Below are 22676 nucleotides of genomic sequence, written 5' to 3' on the forward strand. Positions count from 1 at the left end.
AAGCGATCGGAAATAACCGCGTTTAGTTTTCGTTGGCGGCAAGTTTTCGATGGATCTCCAGCAGCGCCGGTATCGTTGAAGGGTCTCGCCTGCCAAAGCCGCATTCTGTGCTCAGATCAAACTCTTGAGCATGACGCGTAGCGACCTCGATGCGCCTTCTCGACCCTTCCAGGCCATCCGAATAGTGAATTAATCCAAGGATGAGACGGGTACACGCGGGAAGCTTCCAATCTGCGAGGGGCCTGAAGTAAGTATCGTCCCTTCGGTTTGCAGGAACCGGCATGTGGATGAAGTCGATCCTGCGCCCGGTCTCCGAGAAACCATTCGCAAAGGCTACAGCGATGGCGAGATCGACAGGCTCCACAATATGCTTATGACCGAGATCTCCGTAACAGAGATGGATGCCGAGCTGTACTTCCGGTTTCACAAAACTGTTGAGATGTCCAAGGCGGCGGAGAGAACCTTCTATTGCGTCTGGATAAGGGAGCTGCGGACCGCCTGCCGCACCAAGGACTTCAAAGGTAGCGTCCCACTGAAGAGCAAGTTGCTGGGCCGGAATCGCTTTCTGGATCTGCTCGACTTCTTTCAGCATCGCGGTTTCTATCGCCGTCTCTAGAACCAGCCTCTGCTCCGGCACGACGAAGTAGCTAAGAAGCGCCACGGGCGTTGGCAGAGAAACCTGGAAGCGTGTATTTGGTGAAATGACTCCCTCGCTGGAGAGCTTTCTGAAGATCTCAAACGACTCAAGTGCTACTTCGGCATAACCCAGGAGACCAAAGCGCACCGTAGTCGGATCGATAGAAGGGCGCACCTGGTAGAACTGCGGCGTCACTTTTCCCGGGAGACCGGTCGAGTTGACGTCGTCATGCGCCATCTCCATGTCAGGATTTGAATTGAACGTGGCGTGTTGCCATGTAATCCATTGTTGACGTTCCCCGCTCTCACCATCAGGGATGCGCGGACAATATGGGCCAAGAATGCTTGCTATCGTTCTGAAAACCGTTTCTGTATCCGAAAGACCCAGGCTGCCTACTAAATGCACTTGTCGCTTAACTTCGCTCACTTTTGTTCCAACTCCTATTCCCTGGAAGCTACTCCAGGAGGGGGGACGTGTAAAACCTCGAAAGAGGTATTCCTTGGAGTTTGCTGAAGAGAAACAACAAAATTACAAATGGGTTCAAAAGTCTCAAGACGAGACCACCTAGAATAGAAAGCACATGCGATTTTTCCGCCCCATTGTTGCGTCGGTTCTTTTTGCCTTAGGCGTGGGTGCCCAGGCTGGTTCTCAGATCACAGCTGTCGGCAACGGTGGTCCTGGTCCGTTCAAGGCCGATCACCTCACGGTCGAACTGATCGCATCGCAGCATGAGATTGCACAGGGCGGGGAAGTTACACTTGGCCTCGTCTTTACGCTGGAAGAACACTGGCACGTCTACTGGAAGAACGCGGGCGACTCAGGTGAACCTCCGAAAGCAGTTTGGACCGTCCCGCACGACCTCACCGTAGACGAGCTACGTTTTCCCGCGCCGCAGCGTTTACCTTTGGCGCCGCTTATGGATTTTGGGTACGAAGACGCGGTCACCTTTCCCATCACCGTTCATGCCGCCAAGAACGCCAAACTCTCCACCAAACCGATTCATCTGACTGCCAAGGTCGACTGGCTCGTCTGCAGCAATCGCTGCCTCCCCGGCAAAGCCAATCTAGGCATCGATCTTAAGATCGTTCCCGCCGTGCAGGCTGAGCGAGTGAAGACCGACTCCACCGCGGCCATGGCCGTTGGGCCTCTTGCCTCTGCGCTCTCGCATCTGCCTAAGCCGTTGCTGGCTGACTTCCGCACGGAAGTTGTCGGCACGCCCAAGGAGTTCGTCCTAACGTTCCACACTGGCACCAAGGAGACGGATGGGGAGTTCTATCCCTTCGTTCAGGACCAGATCCTCAACGCCGCCGATCAAGAGACGGAGCCGTTGGACGACGGTATTCGCATCCATATTCAACGCTCGCCGGATCTGAAGGAACTGCCCAAGACCCTTCACGGCCTCGTCAAACTCTCCGACGACGAATCGTACGAGATCGATTCGCCCATTAAACCCGGCACGGCAGCACCCAAGACGTCCGCAACCTCGGCGACACCCTCCAACGCAATGGGTGCCCTGACCGCCATCGGTCTCGCCTTCCTGGGCGGCATCATCCTCAATCTCATGCCGTGTGTCTTCCCGGTGCTCTTCCTCAAGGCGCTTGCCCTGGTCAAGAATCATGGGGCTGAGCGCAAGGAGGCGTTGCGGCATGGCCTGGTCTACACGCTGGGCATCGTGGTCTCGTTCTGGGCGATCCTTGCCATACTGCTGGCATTGCGCGCGGGCGGAAGCGAACTTGGCTGGGGCTTCCAGATGCAGTCGCCAGGATTCGTCTCCATCCTTGCGATCTTCCTCTTCTTTTTCTCGCTCTCACTCGCGGGCATGTTCGATCTCGGTCTTTCGCTGACCAGTGCGGGCGGCGGTCTGGCGCAGAAAGAAGGCTATGCCGGAAGCTTCTTCACCGGGGTTCTTGCCACCGTGGTGGCCACTCCCTGCACGGCTCCGCTCATGGGCGCGGCCATTGGCTTTGCTCTGACGCAGCCTACGTGGATCACGTTTGCCATCTTTACATCCCTCGCGCTGGGCCTTGCGTCGCCCTACCTCATCCTCAGCGCTCGCCCGGAGTGGACCAAAATCCTTCCCCGTCCTGGTGCATGGATGGAGACGCTCAAGCAACTCACCTCTGTCCCGCTCTTCGGTACGGTCATCTGGCTTAGCTGGCTTTATGCCAAGCTCTTCCCTTCAGCCTTGGGCATCGATAATTTGGCATGGCTGCTCGTCGGTCTGCTTGTGGTCGCCATTGCGGGATGGGTACTCTATCGCTGGCCCGCGGGCTGGAAGAGCACGCTGGTCGCCGCTCTTATTGCGGTCTTCGCCGCGTCTGTACCGTTCCTGATGCGCGAGAAGCCCGAAGCCCACGCCGTCTGGCAGCCCTACTCGCACGAAGCCATCGCTGCAGCACGCGCCGCGCATCACCCGGTCTTTGTGGACTTCACCGCGGCATGGTGCCTGAGCTGCCAGGTGAACGAGCGCCTCGTTCTCAACTCCACCGATGTGCAGGAGCGCTTTCACGAACGGAACGTGACCCTGCTCAAGGCCGACTGGACACAGTACGATCCTGCCATCACGGCAGAGCTGGCTGCGGTGCATCGCAACGGCGTGCCCACGTACGTGGTCTATCCTGCAGATGCTGCGAAAGAACCAGAAGTGCTCCCCGAAGTTCTGAGCAAAGATATCGTTGTCTCCGCGCTGGATCGCAACCTGAAGTAGATTGAAGCCCCTACGCAGAAGCCGGAAGAGCAGCCATGTCCAATGGCTGCTCTTTCTTTTGTGGTCTTACTGCTTCACAAGTGTTGCCACGGTGATATGGGGCCAGTGAATAATCGGAGCGCCGGGTTTCGGTGGAAAGTCCAGAATGACCCGCTGTACATACTGCAGTTGCAGGAATGGCTCGCCATCTGTGGGTTGTACGGTTTCAATCCAGAAGATGGCATCCATCTGCAACGCATTGGCATTTCGAACGATAAAGGGAATATTCAGAATTCCCGTTGAGCCTTGAGCAGCAACGGTAGAGACCTGAATCACAGTGGTATGTGTAATGTTCTGATCTTTGATCGCCGCCAGCAGAGCGAGGTTCGGATTTCGGTTGGTCGCTTTGGCATCGAGCCCCTGCGGCAAAAATGGAGGCAGTGGCGCACTAAGATACGGCCCCACATAATCCGGATCGGTGATGATTTTCTGGGCTGGTGTATTTAATCCCGGAATGGTGTCGTCCGTGAAAGGAAAGGAATCGACCGGATTGATTGTTGGTCCCCCTTTGACTTCAGTAATGAATGTGCTCTGTGCCAGCAGCGAATTGCCGTGCGGAATGGTGGATTGGCGCACCACCGTTTGTGGTTCTTTGGGGTCCGTGGTCGCCGGGACATTGATCCACATACCTGTTTCGATATGTAGCGCTCCATGAGTCGCCCCATCCGCTACCTTCTGCAGGTAACTCAAACCGTGCACATTGATATCAACCTGCTCGGAGCCCCGATCGGGAATATCGCCGCCGATAAGTGTGAACTGGAGATCCTCAAGAGTGCTATTAATCTCAAGAAAGAATGGTTTTCCGTGCTTGAAATCTGGACGTGCAATCAGGTTGAATCCTTGTCCCATCCAGCTTCCCGGAAATTCGCGGAGTGGCCCGAGTTTGGGATGCTCAATGTCAAAGGGTGCAGAGGCTCTAGTTGTGGGGCGATTGTTGGACATGGCGCACTTCTCCTGGGTCGCAGTTGCGACAAGGCACTCGCAAAAGCGATTGCTGCAGAGAGAGACAAGCGGAGCGACGGTCTATTCCCGATGCAAGATGAACATCCTTCAGAACGATGAGTCTCTGTGTGATCACCAGATAAAAAGTGTCTAAACTGAGGTTGTTATTTATTCCCGCGTCGGAGTTCTCATGCGTCTAAGGAATTTGTTCGCGTCATTCACACTTATCTCCGCTTTCGCTTTCGGTGCGCCCATGCAGGCGCAGTTTGCAGGTACGGGGCCAAGGGATAGCTTCCGAGATACTTCGATTCTCCGGCCGAAAGCAGGGAGCAAGGTATCGGTAATCGTCTTTGAAGATCTGGGCTGCCCCGCCTGCGCACACGCTCATCCGATCGAGATCGAGGCCACGCAGAAATATCATGTGCCTTTGATCCGCTATGACTTTCCCATTGCGGCTCATATCTGGACCTTCGATGGAGCCGTCTTTGCGCGCTATCTTCAGGACAAGGTCAATCCCACGCTTGCCAGTGAATACAGAAGTGCAGTCTTTGCCTCGCAGATGTCGATTGGGAGTAAAGACGATCTGCGCAATTTCACGACTCACTGGATGCAGCAGCACGGCCAGCAAATGCCTTTTGTGATCGATCCTGCAGGGGAGTTAGCAGCGAAAGTAAAGGCTGACTTCGACCTGGGTCGGCGCTTGAATGTGATGTTTACTCCGACGGTGGTGGTCGTCACCAATAATGGTTATCAGGTAGTGTGCGGGACAAAAGAAGGACCCAGCGATCCCACCCAACTGTCTGCGGTGATCCAGGGTGCGATTGCGCAGACGAAGTCCGTGTCTTCTACAACCCCAGCGCATCCGCGATAATTTAGCGTCGTTCGCGCAGCCGTCGGATCTCTTCCATGCGCTGTGCCAGTAATTTCTCTCGCCCATCGTTCGTAGGGTGGTAATACCGGCGACCTGCAAGTGAAGGCGGCAGGCACTCCATCGCAGCCACCTTTCCTTCTACATCGTGCGCGTATTCGTATCCCTTGCCGTAATCGAGTTCCTTCATCAACTTTGTTGGCGCGTTCCGCAGATGCAGTGGGACAGGCTCTGCTGCTGTCGAGGCCACATCGGCCTTGACAGCAGCATACGCCATATAGACCGCATTCGATTTCGGCGCGAGCGCCAGATAAACCACGGCCTGTGCCAGCGCAAGCTCTCCCTCAGGAGACCCAAGAAAATGCATGGCATCACGAGCGCTAAGGCAGAGGTTCAAGGCCTCAGGAGCCGCCAGGCCGATATCTTCCACGGCCATCCGTACCACGCGCCGGGCCACGTACATCGCGTCTTCACCCGCTTCGAGCATCCTCGTTAACCAGTAGAGCGCAGCGTCCGCGTCCGAGTTGCGCACGCTCTTATGCAGCGCGGAGATCAGATCGTAGTGCTGCTCCCCGCGCTTGTCGTAGAGTAGGACGCGCTGCTGCAGGGCCTCGCCAACGGTCTCCTTGGTCAATGCCCCGTCACCGCGTGCCGACGCAATGCGTGTGGCCATTTCCAGCGCATTCAGGGCGTAACGCGCATCCCCGCTGGCGTAGCTCGCAATCATCTCCAGCGAGCCTTCTGCCGTCCCCAGATGCATCGCCCCAAGGCCGCGTTCTTCATCGGCTAACGCTCTCTGCATCAGCACGATCACTTCGCTCTCCGACAATCCACGGAGCGTATACACGCGGCATCGCGACAACAAAGCCGCATTGATCTCGAACGAAGGATTCTCCGTGGTCGCGCCAATCAGCCGCAGCGTTCCACGTTCGACATAAGGTAGAAAGGCATCCTGCTGCGCCTTATTGAACCGATGAATCTCGTCGATGAAGAGGATCGTGCGCGACCCCATCGCCGCTGCTTTCTCCGCGTCCACCATAACCTGCTTGATCTCTTTGATGCCGCTCATCACCGCGGAAAATTCGATAAAGCTGGCCTGTGTCATGCGCGCCACGATCTTCGCCAGCGTCGTCTTACCCGTACCCGGCGGCCCCCAGAAGATCATGGAAGCAGGATCGTCGCGCTCCAGTTGTAGACGTAGCGGCCCATCCTTCCCGACCAGATGAGTCTGCCCGGCAAACTCATCCAGAGTACGAGGCCGCATACGCTCCGGCAATGGAGCGTCTCGCGCAATCCGTTCTTCGGTGCGCTTCGGCTGCGTCTCTGCGCCAAAAAGGTCCATCAGGTCTGCCTCCGCTGTACTGAAGCCGCATAGAGCAGAAGCGATCCCGCGACCGCTGCGTTCAAACTCTCCACTGCGCCGGGGCAGGGAATCGTCGCGCGTTCGTCGGAGAGCGCCAGCAACTCCACGCTCAACCCGGCCCCTTCGTTGCCAATCATCACGGCGCACCCTCCCCGCAGGTCGATGGCTTCGGGAGTGCCACCTTCGCGAGCTACCGCAGCAATGAACCGCATTCCAGCGTTCTGCAAAGCGAACAGACGCTCGATCTCTACCGCAATTACAGGAATCCGAAACGCAGATCCCGCCGACGCGCGCAGTGCCTTTTGGTTCCACACATCCGCCGTCCCCGGCAGGCAGAGTACAGCGGCAGCTCCAAACGCCTCCGCCGATCGCACCAGAGTTCCGAGATTTCCCGGGTCCTGGAGACGCTCAAGCACAAGAAAAAGTCCGTCAGACCTCTTCGGCATGCGTGCTTCGGGGGGATACGCCAGCGCGGCGATCCCCTGGGAGCTCTCCGTCGCCACCGCGCTGGCAAAGACCTCGCGCGACAGCACCACCGCGTTCTCCTCTGCTAAATCCAGTTGAGAAAGGAGTTCCCGGGCATCCTCACGGACGAAGATGGCTTTCAGCTCCATACCACTCCGCAAGGCCTCAGCCATCAGGTGAGGGCCTTCCATTGCGATCTGGCCTTCGGCCAGCTTTCGACGCCCTTCAAAGGCTGCTCGCAGCTGCTTCACCCTGGGATTTGTCTTGCTCGTGACCACCGCCGTCATAGCCCAGATTCTACGCTGCACGAACATCCGCCTCGGCAACACGAGACGGGCTGTATTCTAGCTGCACCGCATTACCTTCCCATTTGCCGTAGGAGCTTTTCTTTGACCGCAGAGATGTTACGTATCAACGCCGACGAGCCCGAGCCCGAACTCGTGCAGCACGTCGTCCGCTGCCTGGAGAGTGGCATGGTTGCCGCTATCCCGACAGACACCTTCTACGGCCTGGCCGTTGACCCGGTCAACCTCCGTGCCGTGGAACAGATCTACGAGCTGAAGGGCCGCGCTAAGCACAAGCCACTCTCCCTCCTCATCGCAGATACCGCCCACGCCTACGAACTGGCTCGCGATGTAGACACCGCCTTCGATAAGCTCGCAGAGAAATTCTGGCCCGGTCCTTTGACGATCATCGTGAAGGCGGGCTCTCGCCTCCCTCTACGCGTCACCGCGCACACCGGCAATGTGGCTCTCCGCGTTCCTGAAGCAGCCATCCCTCGCGCCATCGTCAAGAAACTGGGTCTTCCCATCACCGCGACCTCGGCCAACCTGCGTGGTCTGCCCGAGTGCAATTACGCCGCCTGCGTGCGCGACCAACTCGGTGGCCAGATTCCCCTGATCGTCGATGGAGGGCCCACGGCCCGGTCCATTGCCACCACCATCGTCGACCTCTCCGGCGGCGGCAACTCCTGGATGATCCTCCGCGAAGGTGCGATTCCTACGCACGAGATCGCCCTCGCCCTCCAGCACTAAAAGGAACGGAGACCATGGCCGCACGTCGCAGATATGCCGGAGAGACGAAGAAATCACATCCCCTCTGGATGTTTTTTCTATTCGTCCTGCTTCTTTGCATCGCGTGGTGCGGCTGGGTCTATTTTCAAATTAACCGCGTCGCTCGCGGGGATGAAGCCCGTGGGGCAGACGCGATCGCCGTCTTTGGCGCGGCGCAGTATCTCGGCCATCCCTCGCCGGTCTACCACGCGCGCCTGGACCACGCCGTGACCCTCTACCGCCGAAGCATCGCCCCCATCGTCATTACTCTTGGCGGCAGTGGCGACAAGCGCTCCGGCGCCACGGAGGGGGGCGTCGGCCGGGATTATCTCCTCGCCAACGGGATTCCTTTCGACCACATCATCGCGGAAACCCGCTCCATCGACACCGAGCAGCAGGCGGAAAGCCTTGCTACTATCGCCCACGTCAGAGGTCTGCATCGTATTGTCGTCGTCAGCGACTCCACCCATCTCTTCCGCATACGCGAACTCTGCCACGAGCAGGGACTGGATGTGCTGACCTCGCCACGTCCCACGCTGGGCCGGATCTCTGCCTACGACGCTTTTACCCGCACCATGCACGAGATCTTCAGTTACACCTTCCTCCGCATGCACCTGAACATCGGCTGGCTCCATCGCTGGCTCGAAGGCAGGGAAGACGCCGGGTAGCCCTCCTGTAGAGCACGCCGTCGCTGGAAGACTTCCTGATTTACAATCAAGAGGGTTCAGACTCACGATTCGCCGCACCTCGTAGGAGCAGTTTTGCGTTTAGAAGTCGAAAGAAATTCGGTTGTAACAAGCTCCATCCGTGGCGCTCGTATGAGTTCATTCATCGCACGATCTGCTGGTAGCGCTGCACTTGCGGCAACCCTGCTCGCGCTCGCAGGTTGCGGAGCCACCTATCGCCCCGTCGTGAGTGCGATCAATCCAGTTGGTCCCGCCACCCAGACGACAAAATATGCTGTCGCCGTTTCAGATCGAGGAAATGGTGCGGCGGGTCTTTTGACGATCGTCGATGTCTTTGGAGACACACTCCTCGTCAACGCCGATCTTGGAACCTACCCTAGCTATTTTGCCCTCGGCTCCTCCGGCTCGGATGGATATGTTCTTCACTGTCAGCGAGATGCGACGGGTACCCCTGTCACTGGCAAGTGCAACGACACTATCGATGCATTTTCTGTCTCCCCTACGTTGATGACCAATGCGATTCAACATACTTCCCTGATCGTTGGCTCCAACCCCATCTCCGCAGTGGCCAACGCCAGCTTCTTGTATGCAGCTCAGCCAGGTAGTTCCACCGTTTCTTCGTCGACGATCGGCCAGCCGCCAGCCTTCCGGCAGCAGCTTCCCACTGGCTTGAATCCGATTTATGTCGTAGTCTTCCCCAGTTCCAGTGCTTCCACCAATGCGAACCGTCTCTACGCACTGGCACAGGGGGCTACGCCGGGCGTTAGCACAGGCACGGCCACAGCGATTGAATCTTCCACGAACACCATCTCAAACACCATCACCGTCGGTCGCAATCCCGTCTACGGCATCATGAACGTCGACGGTCGTCGCGCTTTCGTCGTCAATAAGACCGACGGCACCGTTTCGGTGATCAATACGCAGACCAACGCACTCGACATCACCTCTGCGCTTCCCGCCGCAACCATTGCGGTCGGCGCGAATCCTGTGTGGGCCGATCTTGCCAACAATATCAACGAAATGGTTGTGCTCAACGCAGGGGATGGTACAACGGCAGGCTCTCTCAGTATTTTGAGTATTCCCCTCTGCTCAAGCATCACCGCCGTTGGCGATGTCAACTGCGACACCGCAAACCCCATTGATGCAGTCGGCTTTGGCACAGTTCTCGGAACGGTCCCGGTCGGTGTCAATCCTGTCATGGTGACTGTCCTGCAGGATGTGAATAAGGCCTACATTGCGAATCAGAATGGTACGGTTACGGTGGTTGATCTGACCACCCTGAAGGCTACTAAGACGATCACGGTAGGCGGAACCCTGAACTGGATCGTAGCCACCAGCGGAACGCCTACAGGCAAGGTATATGTCACCGCTTCGGACACCCAGAACCTCACGATCATCAACACGAATACGGATACCATCACCACCACGATTCCTCTCCTTGGAACAGGCGTAGCGGTCCGCGTCACGGCTCAGTAATCAGAAAAATCGCAATAAAGGGCAGGCCTCGATGAGGCCTGCCCTTTGGTATTGTTGTCTACTTTACTGTCCGATCATCACAATCGGAATGGTGGGAGTCTGTGCACCGCCGTCTTCTTCAATGGTTACGCCAAACTTGCTGGCGACGATACCCTTCGGAAGATCGGAAAGAATCACGCTGGCGTATCCACGCTGGTCTGGCTTGAAGGTTCCAGCCGGGATAGGCTGCCCGCCTTCGCCAGAAGGAATCAACCACAGTTCGTAGGTCTTCTCTGCAGGGAGCGGATCAAGATTGCTTCCCTGGAAGACCAACGACCCCCGGGCGGCTAAATAGAGAACACGTCCTGTGGAAGGCGGTTTTACGTCCGTCTTCGTCAGGGTAAAGCGCTGGGTGGAGGCGCTCACGATCGTATCGAGCACCAGTTGCGCCCGCTCTGTACTTTCGCTCGCGGTAGAAAGCGCTGCAGCCTGGGTTCCTACTTTCTCCCGTAAGCTGTCGCGTTCTTTGTAGATGGACAGACTGAAGAGCGCCAATGCCGCTGCAGCTCCCCAACCTACCCAGGGGAAGACAAGGCCAAACACACCACGCTTTGGATCTTCGAATCTCTCGTCGCGCTCGAAACTCCCCCTCCCGGTCTCAAAGGAATCGCTTTCCAGTGAACGAAAGATTTGTGTCGGTGCGGCTGTCTGACGGTCGACGTTGGAGTCGAAGGCTGCAAATGGAACTGCTTTCTTCTCACGTGCTACCTGTTTTAATAATCTCTGTCGTGCTGCGGCTGGCGGCTCGTGCGCCTCGGCGCTCAGGGCAAAGGCGGCAAGATCGCCGCTGGTTCGTGCGAGTTCTTCGCGCGCTTCCGCCGACGTTGCCAGAAAAGCTTCTACGGCACGCATTTCCTCTGGCTCCAGAAGTTGCATGGCATACAGCGCCAGGTCATCGGAGGTAAATTCTCTGCGGTTTCCCATCACTGCATAGCCTTTCTCAGCACAATCAGTGCTGCGCGTATCCGCGTCTTCACGGTGCCAAGGGGGTCCCCGGTTGTCTCAGCAATCTCAGAGTGTGTCAGACCATCGAAGAAGGCCATCTCCAGCGTATTGCGCTGGTCCATGGGGAGCGTGCCGATCAGCGCACGCACCTTTTCCATCATTAGATTGCGCTGCGAGTCCTCTGCCAGATTGAACTTTGAAGAAAGAACGACATCGTCTACCGAATCCTGCGGCTTCCGCCTGCGAAGCACATCGATCGAGCGGTTCCGCGCAACTACAGCCAGCCATCCGCCCATACTTCCACGGCTGCTCGCGAAACTGTCGGGATTGCGCCAAATCTGCATGAAAACTTCCTGTAAAACATCTTCGGCTGCCGCCGGGTCGCGCAGTACACGCAAAGCAACGGAATAGACGATCTTCGAATATCGATCGTACAAGGCCGCCATCGCACGTTCGTCGCCACGCTGCACCTGAGACAGGAGAATAAGGTCCTCTCCCATCGGAGGGTTTGGTGGCGGCATGTCGTTGTCTCTATAGATAGAACGCATCGAAGTCGTCCTCGGATGATACGGCCATCATCTTTTCTTTTCCGAAAGTACTCTTAGCAGTGGATTGGAGACCTGAAAACAGGCATTAGATGCCTCAGCCGCGCAACATTCTATTGATTCAATAACGAATAGGCACAGTGTACCCTCAAGGGAGCGCAAGGATTTTTCTCGGCGTCTCAGTCTCATGCCAGTTACTCTCAGACTCGACAAACTTATGGTGGATCGCGCCCTTGTGCCATCCCGCGAACGTGCGCAGGCACTGATCCTCGCCGGGCGCGTTCTCGTCAATGAACAGAAGATCCAGAAACCTGGCACGCCCATCGCCGAAGAGTCCGTCATTCGCCTTCTTGGGGAAGATATGCGCTACGTCAGCCGGGGTGGCCTCAAGTTGGAACGCGCGCTGGAGTACTGGAAGATCGACGTTACAGGAATCTCTGCAGTCGACATCGGGGCGTCCACCGGAGGCTTCACGGACTGCATGCTGCAGCAGGGTGCCGCCACCGTTCTCGCTGTGGACACGGGCTACGGACAGATCGCCCACAAACTCCGCGCCGATGCGCGCGTCCGCCTGATGGAGCGCACGAACGCACGTAAGCTGGGACCCTCTTCTTTGCTTCGCGAAGCTGTGTTGCCCCCGGTCTTCTTCGCTATGGATGTCTCCTTTATCGGAGCCTCGCTCATTCTTCCACCCGTCCTTGCTGCCCTTAGCGAGCCGGAACAACCCTGGCAGGGAAGCGGTGTCATCCTCGTCAAGCCCCAGTTTGAAGCGGGACGCGAACACGTAGGGAAGGGCGGCATCGTCCGCGACCCCGCAGCTCATCAGATCGCCATCGAACGCGTCCGCGCAACCGTTATCGAACTCGGTGCGAATCACACGGATGTCATCCCATCTCCGATTACTGGGATGGAAGGCAATCACGAGTTCCTTCTGTACGTTCGCTTCGGTATAGCAGGCGAAGAAGTTACACTGGACTCGAATGCCTAAAGTTGCCATTATCTCGAAACCGCAGAAACCTGAGCTTGCCACGCTCCTGCCAGAACTCCTTCTGTGGCTTCGTGAGCGCGACTACGAAGCCATCCTCGATCCCACCAGCGGCGTGTACCTCGGTATGCCGAACTGCTGCGACCGCGCCACCATGCCGGCGCAGAACCCGGAGTTGGTCATCGTCCTCGGCGGAGATGGGACGCTGCTGAGTGCCGCGCGTGCCTTCGCACGTTATGACGTCCCCATCCTCAGCATCAACCTTGGCTCGCTCGGCTTCCTTACAGAGGTCCCTCTTTCCGAGCTCTACATCACACTGGACGGATGGATCAAGGGAAAATGCAGCATCGATGAACGCGCCATGATGCACGCCGAACTATGGCGCGGCGGCAAAATCTTTCAGCAGTGGGATGCGCTGAACGACGTCGTCATGTCGAAGGGCGCGATTGCGCGCATGGGCGACTACACGGTGCGGCTCGATGAGCAGCTCGTAGCCCAGTTCCGCGCCGATGGCATCATCGTCTCCACACCCACCGGATCCACTGCTTACAACCTTGCGGCGGCTGGCCCGATCGTTATGGCCAGTGTAAACGCTTTAATTGTTACACCGATCTGTCCCCACCTGCTTACGATCCGCCCCATCGTCGTTCCGGGAGACGCGGAGATCTCCGTCGCCGTGGAAGGCATCGCCGATCAGACCTACCTCACGGTCGACGGTCAGGAAGCGGTAGAGCTCAAGCTGAACGACACGCTTCACTGTCGACGTTCACAGTACAGCGTCCGGATGATCCGCCTCGGCGAACACGGCCTCTTCAGCGTCCTCCGCTCGAAGCTCAAATGGGGCCAGCGCTAAAACACGTCCCGATGTCTTGATTTGTCATTCCGTAGCGCAGCGGAATCTGCTGCCCCTCTGTGCTTTGAGCAGAGAATCCTGTTTCACAATTCTTTCTCTCAAGAAATCAGCGGCACTCAGAATTCAAAACATACCTGTTGCTTTCCCAATAAAGCTATGGCATTCTCCTGTTGGTAACCAAAATGAGCGTTGCACTGGACGGGTCGCATGGGTCAGAAGAAAGATGTTCAGCAAGGAACCCTGGCCTTGATGGTTTTGAAGACCCTCGATGTTCTGGGACCGTTGCACGGATATGGTATTGCGCGGCGCATTGAACAGATCAGCGGCGACTTGCTCGCGGTCAACCAGGGCACGCTCTATCCCCTCATGCTCAGGCTGGAGCAGGAAGGCGCGATCGCATCCGAGTGGGGACCTTCAGAAAGCAACCGTCGAGCGCGCTTCTACAGCTTGACGCGCGCGGGACGAAAACTGCTGGAGGCGGAAAAACGCGATTGGGAGCAGACCGCGGCGATCATCGCGCGTTTTTTTGAAGTGAAGGCGGAGGATCTGGCATGAGGTTCTTCCATCGCTTCTTCACACGTCTTCATAATTTGGCTACGAGACGCCGCGGCGACGCGCGGCTTAGAGAAGAGATGGAGTCTCATCTGGCGCATCAAGCAGAAGAGTACCTTCGTGCCGGGATGAGCCCCACGGAAGCTCGCCGACAGGCCCGCGTGAAGTTCGGTGCGGTAGAGACGGTTAGGGAAAACTATCGTGCGGAAGAGGGCCTTCCCTTCATAGAGAACCTGCTGCTGGATGTTCGATATGCGCTTCGCGTGCTTCGAAAGTCTCCCGCCTTTACTGTCGTAGCGTTAGCCACGCTGATGTTGGGGATTGGTGCAAACGTCGTCGTCTTCGGTGTGCTGAATGAAGTCCTGTTGCACCCGCTGGAGGTGCACGATCCGCAGAGTCTCTACCAGGTGCGCCATAAGCAGTGGATGGTCGGAAGATTGTTGACGACGTCCTACCCTACGTTCGAAGATCTCCGTCGGCGTAACACCACCTTCAGCGGAATGGCTGGGATGTACGGCTACTCAAATGCCAAGCTGAACTGGCGCAACTCGGTGAGGAAGGTCTCCGGCTATGAAGTGACTGGCAATTACTTCGACATGCTGGGCGTGCAGCCAGAGGCCGGCCACTTCTTTCACGAAGCGGATGAGCATGGCCCGAACTCAGCGCCCTATGTTGTGTTGAGCAATGCCCTATGGCGAAGCACGTTTCATGCAGATCCAGGCATCGTTGGGACCGTTGTGGAACTCGACAAGCATCCGTTTACGGTGGTTGGGGTGACGTCGGCCCAGTTCCATGGCACGGAGAAGTTTCGCTGGCCGGACTACTGGGTTCCCATGATGAACGAGCAGCAGCTGGAGAACTCTGATTACCTGCATAACCGGACATCGATCTACATCACGGTGCTTGGCCGACTGAAGCCTGGTGTGACACAACAGCAGGCGACGGAGAATCTGAATGCAGTTACGGCCGAGCTGGCGAAGGAGTATCCCGAGACCGACGACGGGCAGCCGTTGCGTCTGATCCATCCAGGACTCATCGGGGATGAAGGCGATGTAATCCGCGGATTTCTCTACAGCGTGAGCTTGCTTGCACTTCTGGTTCTGGCGGCAGCGTGTGCGAATCTGGCCACGCTGTTTGCGGCGCGTGCTGCGGATCGCAGTCGCGAGCTGGCGCTTCGTGTGGCCCTGGGATCGAGTCGGCGACGGCTGGTGCGACAACTCCTGACCGAGGCCCTTGTCGTCTCGTTGATAGGAGGAGCGGCGGGACTTGGGAGCGCCTACCTGCTGCTGGGCGTGTTGAATCGATCCTCTCTGTTCGTGGGTAGCCTAACGGTCAGCGTGGATGTCCGTGTGTATCTTGTTGGCCTTGTGTTGACGCTCGGAAGCACGCTGCTCTTTGGTCTGGTGCCGGCGCGGCAGGCGTGGCAGAGCAGTCCCATGCTGGCGATGAAGGGCGGACAAACGGAGTCAACGCACTTGCATCGGTTTACCTTGCGAGATCTTTTACTGGGTGTGCAGATTGCGATTTGCATGCTGTTAGTCACAGCCTCGTTCGTTGCGGTACGCGGCATGATCCAGGCGCTTCATACTCCTCTGGGGATAAAGCCAGAGGGCGCAATGCTCGCCTATCTGGACCTGAGCCCGGTGGAACAGGCAAACGATGCTGTGCCGGAGAACGTGGCGATCCAGGACGCCACACTTGAAAAGCAGAAGGTAGTACTTGAGGCGGTGCGGAGCATCCCCGGCGTGACGGCCGTCGGCATGGTCAACCAAACGCCTATGACAGGCGGTTTGCACGGGATCCCGATCTTCTCGCCGGGTACGACAGAGTTCAAGCTGAAAAACTCTGTGCTGGCACCGTATGTTTTTTCGATGTCTCCCGGATACCTCGGCACCGCCGGCACTCGCCTTCTGCGTGGGCGGGATGTCTCATGGCACGACACCGCGAATACACCCTACGTAGCCGTTGTGAACGAAACCTGCGCGCAGAAGATGTGGGACCGGGCGCCAGCGATTGGACAGCGTTTCATGCTGAAGGGCAAGCTTACGGAAGTCGTCGGTGTAGCGGAGGATGGCAAATATCACGATCTGACGGAGTCTCCGCAGCCTGTCGTGTATCTGCCACTGTCGCAAAGCGAAGATGGCGGAGCGGTCTTCGTGGTGCGTTCACAGCGCACGCCCAAGGAGATGGCGGCGGCACTGGAACACACTCTCAGTAACATCGCGCCAAATGTGCCGATCTCGGTGTTGAGTTGGTCCGACCAGCTCGCAGGGGAGTTATTCCCCGCACGCGCGGCCACTGTGGCACTGGGCGCCATGGGTCTGCTGGCGGCGATGTTGGCGGTGACAGGCATCTTCGGCATGGCTGCCTACAACGTGAGTCGACGAAAGAAAGAGCTCGGCATCCGAATGGCACTAGGCGCGCGGAAGACACAGGTGATGAGCGCTGCCGTGGGACGTCCCATGGGGCTGCTCAGTATCGGATCGGTGCTGGGTCTGTTGGCGGGCATCTCGGCGAGTCGCCTTCTGGGGGAGATCGTCTATCACGCAAATCCAAAGGACCCGGCTGTGGTGGGCGGCGCGGTGCTCACGATGGCTCTGCTCGGCATTGCTGCATCCGCCATCCCGGCCCGGCGAGCGCTTGCTGTGGATCCATCCAAACTCATGCGGGAGGAGTGAGCTAACTCAGGGATTCGCAAAAGCCGCGAAACGCCTCCAAGGTCAACCCGTTTGGCGAGATCTGAAAATCGATGGTCCAGCTAAAGCTTGCACGCGGTGCAAGTTCGCAGGCGATGCCTTGCAACTGCGCATCGTACAACGTACCAACCGGTGCGAGCGTTGGTTCCAACGCAACGGCATACTGCAGCGGATCTTCACTCCCTTCAGGCCAGCCGCCATAGCAGAGCCACACCCCAAGGTACGGAAGCTGCATGGTATCGAAGACAAGAACGACGCCCTGTTGTTTCGAGGCGCGATAAAGCCCACACCATCCTTGATTCAGGCGTGAGGTGTAAAGCATCTCCCCGACGCCAGACTCATACGAAAGCGTCTGGCTTAGATCGATAGGCCCGGAAGATGTCTCGTTTATGGGCCAGGTCACGGTATCACCCGCTTGTCCGAGGCGATGGTTGCGAGAGTAGTTGAGTATCAGGCTTGTTACTTCTTCGGGAAGAACGATTCGGTCACCGGCCTCGACTGCAAGCAGAGGATGGCATGCGTAAAGAAATGATTCAGACTTGGCTCCAACATTTTCCACGCTATAACTCATGCGCAAAGATCGACCGAGCAGATGAATGTTCTTACGAAAAAGCAAGGGTCTACTGAAGCCCTGCGCGGAGAGGGAGAGATTCGATTTGGCGGAGGCCTCTTCCACCATCCACGGAAGCTGCCAGAAGTCTCCATGATCGGGAACCGCGCCACCGATTGTTTCCTCATTGCACGCACCAACGCTCGGCAGACACTCTTCAATTCCAGCACAAGCTCCGTACTGGAAGCGTGCGTGAAGAGAAGGTGCCTGCGCGACACGCAGGTGTTGTGACTGAAAAAGGAATTCGAGACCCGTTGCCTGGTCCTTCAGCGATTGAACGCGGCCGCCCTCTTCCGGAACGATCGTGGCTGAGATGGAGCCGTTCTGAAAAAACATAGTTCTTATGCCTGCAGTGCGATGGCGGAGGCACTGCGATCGCGCCAGTGCCCGCGTGTGAAATCGGGCACCTCGACCGGTGCGCTTCCAGTGCTGACAGAGCGCACGCTGAGCGGACCGATGGAAGACCATGCCGCAGCGTCATAGACGTCGATGTCGGGCGGTAGACCTTCGCGCATGCACTGCACCAACCGAAAGAGCATTAGAAAATCCATTCCTCCATGACCTCCCATCTTCTTGGCATTCTCTCCCTCATTTTTCCAGAGAGGATGATCGTATTTCTTCCAGGCTTCAAGCGAACCATATTTTTCTCCTCCCGCCTGGCCATCGACATAGATGCGGGGAGGATAGTCTTCGAAGACACCCTTGGTTCCAGCGATCGAGTTGACCCTGCTATAGGGGCGAGGATTGACGACATCATGTTTGACGGTAATAGTTCTTCCCAGGGAGGTCTTGATCAGCGAAACATTCATGTCGCCGGTGACGTATCGCTCAGCCCAACGAGGATCGCCCGCTTTGACGGCGTCTTTCCGATAAAGATCCAAGCCCTTCTGCTGCGAACTCATCGACACCATATGCTCGAAACGATCGCCGCGTTGAATCCCCATATAGTTGGCAACCGGGCCCAGCCCATGCGTCGGGTAGAGATTGCCATTGGCCTTTGTATGTTCCGCCCTGCGCCAGAGACCTTCACCCTGAGTGGAAAACAAGATGTTGCGGAGGTCATGGAGATACGCGCCCTCTCCGTAAAGAAGCTCGCCCAGTTCGCCTGCGTGGGTTAGGCGAAGCACGAGCGTCTCTTCGTAGCCATAACAACAGTTTTCCAGAATGAGGCAGTGTTTGCGTGTCTTCTCGGAGGTGTCGACGATCTTCCAGCAGTCCGCCATCGTGGTAACGGCGGGTACTTCCAAGGCCACATGCTTTCCGCTCTCCATCGCAGCAACGCCGATGGGCGCGTGCCAGTTCCAGTAGGTTGCAACGATGACCAGATCGACATCGGTACGTTTCATGAGATCTTCGAAGGAATGCTCATTCCCAAAGTAGATCTCCGGCTTCTTATGACCCGCTGCCTCTACAAGGGACTGTGCATGCCTGGCCTTCTCCTCGAAGATGTCGCAGATTGCAACGATCTCCGCATCCGTGCCGAGTAGATTCTTGAGCAGCGAAGTCCCGCGTCCACCAACGCCAACGATGGCGATGCGAGGGATTTTCGCCTCAAAGGGAACATTTACCATCGTGGAACTTGCCAGAGCATGTGCGGGAATACTAGCAGTGGCACCGACACCGATCGTAGCCACTGCGCCCAGGCGGAGGAAGTCCCTTCTCGAACTATCCGCCCGAGCGCCTTCGTTGATTCGCTTCATGAAAATCTCCTGTACCTCTGCTTGGATTAAATCTCGACCGTTACGGAATGAAAGCGGGAGCGCTAAAAGATAAATGCTCCCTGAAACGTGATCTGTCTAGGCTTGGCTACTTCCAGGGAACTGAAGGTACCAACCTGACTTGTGAATTGATTGCCACCCGCTACGGAGATGCTTCCACTGGGAGCGAGGAACTGAGGATGATTGAAGAGGTTCGACATCTGCGTAATGAACTGGAACTTTACACGATCGGTCAGCGCGATGTGTTTGATCAGGGAGAGGTGCGTGAGATAGAGGTTTTGGCTTTCCAGGCTATTCGGTAAAGCGTTTCCAAAATGGCCAGCCTGCGGAACAGCAAAGGCTGCGGTATTGAACCAGTTGGTCTTGCTTTTGCCGCCTGGAATGTTATTCGGGTCGCCGATCAGATCGGGCAGGCCGCCAAAGGTATTCGTATTGGTCGGATCCGATCCCGAAAACGACGGTGAAAAGTACGTTCCTGAAGCAAGATAGGTGATGACATTCGTTGACCATCCACCGATCACTCGGTCCATCGTTCCATTGGCTGTGCCAAGGAAGCGCTGGCCTCTGCCGAAGGGCAGAACATAAGCGAGGCTGCCGACTGCGTAGTGTCTACGCGTCAGACCGTCGTTCGCCCAGTGGCTAAGAACGTCGTAGGGGTTTTCTGTATCCAGATAATTAGCTTTGCTGCGCGCGAGAGAATAGTTGGCGTTGAAGGTAAAGCCACCGGCGCGTCGTTTCACATCGATCTGCAGGCTGTCGTATTTCGCGCCACCATCGAAGCGAAGCATCGTGGCCGTAACGAGATTCGGATAGGGCCTGCGGCTCGTCGTGAAGGGGGTTGTGCTTGGCTGAGGTTGATTGATGTTCAGAGAGTAATTCAGTCCAGTGCTGCGCGAACCGACATACGATGCGCGAAAGCCCATCTTCTTGAACTCAGTTTCATAGGTGCCACTGAACTGGTGAATATGTCCGTTCGTAACATTTCTCGGATAGCCGTTAACGCTTTGGCTGGGTACAGTCGCAAACGCGGTGCTGGACGGATAAGGATTGGGAAAGGAGAGAAGGGGAGCAGTGGTCGGGCTTGGTGTGTTTTGGAAATAGGTTTCCGAGAGGGCGAAGGGCCCAGTCGATCCTAGTTGAGGGTTGATGGGAAGGAAGTTATTGAAAGCTCCGGCGGCACCGAATCGGGAGATATAGATACCGTAGCCTCCCCGAAGAACAGAATGGTCCGTCAACTGATATGCGGCGCCAAGACGCGGAACAAAATTGCTTTTGGCTGCAATGGCCTGGACTGCTCCTGCCTTGACGGAGATATTGGAAGGATAGAGCGGGCTGACCTGAGCAATGGCTCCAGGGTCCACAAGGACGCTACCCGTGGCGGGATCGAAGTTATACAGCAGATGGTCGGGTGCGCCCGGGGTACCGTAGAGGTCCCAACGTGCGCCATAATCCAAGGTCAGTTTGTGCGTGAGCTTGAAAGAGTCCTCCACATAGAGTCCGTACTCTGTGAGGGTCTGCTCACGATCCCCGAGAGGATTGGTGCGCTGGCTTGATCGAGGCAGACCCAGGAGAAAGTCCGCGTACGCACTGCCCGTGATGGATCCGTCAAAGGTAAACGTTCCGTAGTCTGTAATTCTGCCGTAGAAGTTATCGAAGTGTTCGACGTTGCCACCGAACTTCCAGACGTGACGCCCTACCTGCCAGCTGATGGAGTCATTGATCGTGATGATACTGTTGTTTGCCTTCACACCTCCGGGAACATTCGTAAGTGCTGTCAAGCCAGTGATGCTGATGCTTGGAAAGCCCTGACCTGTCTGCCCGCTTGGATTGGATCCGAGAAGACCGGTGGCAGTGAGAACTTTACTGCCGTCGGGGGGTGTCTGCCCAGCTTCGCTCTGCCCATCGACCATGTAATCCGTCGAATATCCGAAACGGAAGTTATTCAGCAAGCGCGGATTGAAGACGTGCGTATCGCCCGCGGCCCATTGTTGGTGGCGTCTCAGGCGGGTCCACACAAGGGCGGGAAGACCATTGTTCAAGACATAAGGAGTTTGCCGCATCAGCCAGCGCACGAAGATCGAGTTATTCTTCGTCAGGTTATGATCGATGCGCGCAAGCGGCCAGTCTCCGCGATAAAGGTCGCTATTGAAAGGGAAGTGGTAAGCATAATCATTGACCTGGGTAGTCGAAGCGACGTTCGGCGCGGGAAGATAGTTGTTTTGAAAGGCCAGCGCAACCGCACTCATACGCTTTGTAGGGATAGTGTTCTGTGCGAAGGGCTGTCCGGTTGTAGGATCGATGATGGTGGTTGCGAAGACTCCGCCTCGCCATGCATTCGTTGGCACGCTCGCCTGATACTGCGTGCCAAGGGGAATTCTCTGGGCAAACCATTGGCCGTAGAAAAACGTTCTGTCTTTCCAGATGGGACCGCCTGCCTCAACATTCCATTCATGCTGTAGAAAAGACGTCTTCGTCGTGTCAAAGTAGCCCATCGCATTGAAGACGGAATCATAGATGCGGTAACTGGCCTGACCGTGAAATGCGTTACTTCCACGCTTCGTCACTTCGTTGATCTGAACAGGCACACTGCTTTCCGCTGGAGCGTTGAATAGAGTCGCAGAGACCTCTTCGAAGAAGTTCGCGTTATTGCTTTGTGCGCCCTGGAGATCGTTCGGAATGCCATCGAAGGTCTGTGTCTGTTGGGACTGCGTCTGCCCGTTGGCAATAGGGGACCCTGTGCCGCCCTGAACGCCGGATAAAGTCGTCAGCATCGAGTAAGTGGTGGGATAGATCGTCGCCTGGGGCGATTCGTCATGCTGCTTTCCGGTGAAGACGCCCTGGATTGTCGCGGACTCTGTCGCGATCAGTGCAGCGCCAGAGGAGACAACGATCTCATCTGCCGCCTCACCCAAAGCAAGCTGCGTATCCACGCGGCGAATCTGTCCGCTCTCCAGCAGGATGTTATTCGCTACAAACATCTTGAAGCCTTTGGAGGTAGCGCGAAGCTGATAGGTTCCCGGCTTCAACTCGCTGAACTCGAAGTCTCCGTTGCCGGTGGAAGTCGCCTGGCGGACGACTTGTCCCGTGGCAGGCTCAAGAAGACTGAGTTCTGCGGAAGGAACCACGCTACCGGAGGTATCCGTCACCGTTCCGCGAAGTGTGGCATTCACCGTCTGCCCGTAGAGCGCCATGTGCGTTGCAAAGCAGAGAAGCGCGAAACCAAGGAACAACCGGAGCTTATAAAAAAATAAAGCCCCACACCGGTTCGAAGAGAGTGAGAAGCCTTTTCGGTGCGAAAAATACATGAAGAGCCTCCAGTGGTGCATCAACGGCTAGGGGTGCCAGTGTCAGAGGGGTTAGAACAGCTCAGCGATGAGGGAAGTTGACCTAGTATGCATTACGTTTTGTATCTTGACAATGCTTTTGTAGAATTTTTGTAATCGTTTCATCTCTTTTTGTGAAGTGTCGGCAATAGAATGGAAGACAATTCAGATCTCT

General features: G+C 56.8%; 18 protein-coding genes. 9 read left to right on the top strand and 9 right to left on the bottom strand.

The genetic code is table 11. The features are described 5' to 3' along the window. Positions 1-22: 22 nt before the first annotated feature. On the bottom strand, positions 23-1063 hold the full coding sequence (locus ACIPR4_RS07095) for a hypothetical protein (RefSeq protein WP_013567978.1): 1041 nt from the start codon (positions 1061-1063) through the stop codon (positions 23-25). A 154-nt stretch (positions 1064-1217) separates the two neighbouring features. Here ACIPR4_RS07095 and ACIPR4_RS07100 point away from each other — a divergent pair, with 154 nt between their 5' ends. Further along, entirely contained in the window at positions 1218-3344 is a 2127-nt protein-coding gene (locus ACIPR4_RS07100) for a protein-disulfide reductase DsbD family protein (protein WP_013567979.1), read from the top strand. 66 nt (positions 3345-3410) lie between these two features. On the opposite strand, the gene ACIPR4_RS07105 is transcribed toward ACIPR4_RS07100, so the two are convergent. Beyond that, on the bottom strand, positions 3411-4325 hold the full coding sequence (locus tag ACIPR4_RS07105) for a heme-binding protein (protein ID WP_013567980.1): 915 nt from the start codon (positions 4323-4325) through the stop codon (positions 3411-3413). Positions 4326-4515: 190 nt separating this feature from the next. Here ACIPR4_RS07105 and ACIPR4_RS07110 point away from each other — a divergent pair, with 190 nt between their 5' ends. Next, positions 4516-5196, top strand: a complete 681-nt coding sequence (locus tag ACIPR4_RS07110; protein WP_013567981.1) for a DsbA family protein — start codon at positions 4516-4518, stop codon at positions 5194-5196. A 1-nt stretch (position 5197) separates the two neighbouring features. On the opposite strand, the gene ACIPR4_RS07115 is transcribed toward ACIPR4_RS07110, so the two are convergent. Together ACIPR4_RS07115 and ACIPR4_RS07120 are read right to left on the bottom strand one after the other, a co-directional pair. Next, on the bottom strand, positions 5198-6535 hold the full coding sequence (locus ACIPR4_RS07115) for a replication-associated recombination protein A (protein WP_013567982.1): 1338 nt from the start codon (positions 6533-6535) through the stop codon (positions 5198-5200). Then, the gene (locus ACIPR4_RS07120) at positions 6535-7329 is read right to left on the bottom strand and encodes a TrmH family RNA methyltransferase (RefSeq protein ID WP_013567983.1); all 795 of its coding nucleotides are present in this window, start codon (positions 7327-7329) and stop codon (positions 6535-6537) included. The genes ACIPR4_RS07115 and ACIPR4_RS07120 overlap by 1 nt, the downstream gene beginning before the upstream one ends. A gap of 81 nt (positions 7330-7410) precedes the next feature. Between ACIPR4_RS07120 and ACIPR4_RS07125 the strand changes: the two genes are divergently transcribed. The 3 genes from ACIPR4_RS07125 (at position 7411) to ACIPR4_RS07135 (ending at position 10235) form a co-directional block, all read left to right on the top strand. Beyond that, positions 7411-8055: an L-threonylcarbamoyladenylate synthase gene (locus tag ACIPR4_RS07125; protein WP_013567984.1), complete on the top strand. Its 645-nt coding sequence runs from the start codon at positions 7411-7413 to the stop codon at positions 8053-8055. A gap of 14 nt (positions 8056-8069) precedes the next feature. Then, positions 8070-8741 carry a YdcF family protein gene (locus ACIPR4_RS07130; RefSeq protein WP_013567985.1) on the top strand — a complete coding sequence of 224 codons (672 nt, stop codon included), beginning with the start codon at positions 8070-8072 and terminating at the stop codon, positions 8739-8741. Between the two features lie 150 nt (positions 8742-8891). Then, positions 8892-10235, top strand: a complete 1344-nt coding sequence (locus ACIPR4_RS07135; RefSeq protein ID WP_049780796.1) for a YncE family protein — start codon at positions 8892-8894, stop codon at positions 10233-10235. 63 nt (positions 10236-10298) lie between these two features. On the opposite strand, the gene ACIPR4_RS07140 is transcribed toward ACIPR4_RS07135, so the two are convergent. Together ACIPR4_RS07140 and ACIPR4_RS07145 are read right to left on the bottom strand one after the other, a co-directional pair. Further along, positions 10299-11198: an anti-sigma factor gene (locus tag ACIPR4_RS07140; protein ID WP_013567987.1), complete on the bottom strand. Its 900-nt coding sequence runs from the start codon at positions 11196-11198 to the stop codon at positions 10299-10301. Further along, complete coding sequence (locus ACIPR4_RS07145) at positions 11198-11740, bottom strand: RNA polymerase sigma factor (RefSeq protein WP_041585968.1); 543 nt, start codon at positions 11738-11740, stop codon at positions 11198-11200. Before ACIPR4_RS07145 ends, ACIPR4_RS07140 begins: the two co-directional genes overlap by 1 nt. A gap of 211 nt (positions 11741-11951) precedes the next feature. Here ACIPR4_RS07145 and ACIPR4_RS07150 point away from each other — a divergent pair, with 211 nt between their 5' ends. From ACIPR4_RS07150 to ACIPR4_RS07165, 4 genes are all read left to right on the top strand, one after another. Next, positions 11952-12752 carry a TlyA family RNA methyltransferase gene (locus tag ACIPR4_RS07150; protein ID WP_013567989.1) on the top strand — a complete coding sequence of 267 codons (801 nt, stop codon included), beginning with the start codon at positions 11952-11954 and terminating at the stop codon, positions 12750-12752. After that, on the top strand, positions 12745-13602 hold the full coding sequence (locus ACIPR4_RS07155) for an NAD(+)/NADH kinase (RefSeq protein ID WP_013567990.1): 858 nt from the start codon (positions 12745-12747) through the stop codon (positions 13600-13602). The genes ACIPR4_RS07150 and ACIPR4_RS07155 overlap by 8 nt, the downstream gene beginning before the upstream one ends. Positions 13603-13809: 207 nt before the next feature. Next, positions 13810-14157 (top strand): PadR family transcriptional regulator, encoded by a 348-nt coding sequence (locus ACIPR4_RS07160; protein ID WP_013567991.1) that lies wholly within the window; start codon positions 13810-13812, stop codon positions 14155-14157. Beyond that, on the top strand, positions 14154-16832 hold the full coding sequence (locus tag ACIPR4_RS07165) for an ABC transporter permease (protein WP_013567992.1): 2679 nt from the start codon (positions 14154-14156) through the stop codon (positions 16830-16832). The genes ACIPR4_RS07160 and ACIPR4_RS07165 overlap by 4 nt, the downstream gene beginning before the upstream one ends. A gap of 1 nt (position 16833) precedes the next feature. Here ACIPR4_RS07165 and ACIPR4_RS07170 read toward each other — a convergent pair whose 3' ends face one another. From ACIPR4_RS07170 to ACIPR4_RS07180, 3 genes are all read right to left on the bottom strand, one after another. Next, a complete protein-coding gene (locus ACIPR4_RS07170) occupies positions 16834-17796 on the bottom strand; it encodes an aldose epimerase family protein (RefSeq protein WP_013567993.1) in 963 nt (320 codons plus the stop codon). Positions 17797-17801: 5 nt separating this feature from the next. Continuing rightward, entirely contained in the window at positions 17802-19160 is a 1359-nt protein-coding gene (locus ACIPR4_RS07175; RefSeq protein ID WP_013567994.1) for a Gfo/Idh/MocA family protein, read from the bottom strand. Positions 19161-19222: 62 nt separating this feature from the next. Continuing rightward, complete coding sequence (locus tag ACIPR4_RS07180) at positions 19223-22408, bottom strand: TonB-dependent receptor (protein WP_187290261.1); 3186 nt, start codon at positions 22406-22408, stop codon at positions 19223-19225. Positions 22409-22676 lie beyond the last annotated feature (268 nt).

The organism is Terriglobus saanensis SP1PR4, from assembly GCF_000179915.2.
Classification (GTDB): Bacteria; Acidobacteriota; Terriglobia; order Terriglobales; family Acidobacteriaceae; genus Terriglobus; species Terriglobus saanensis.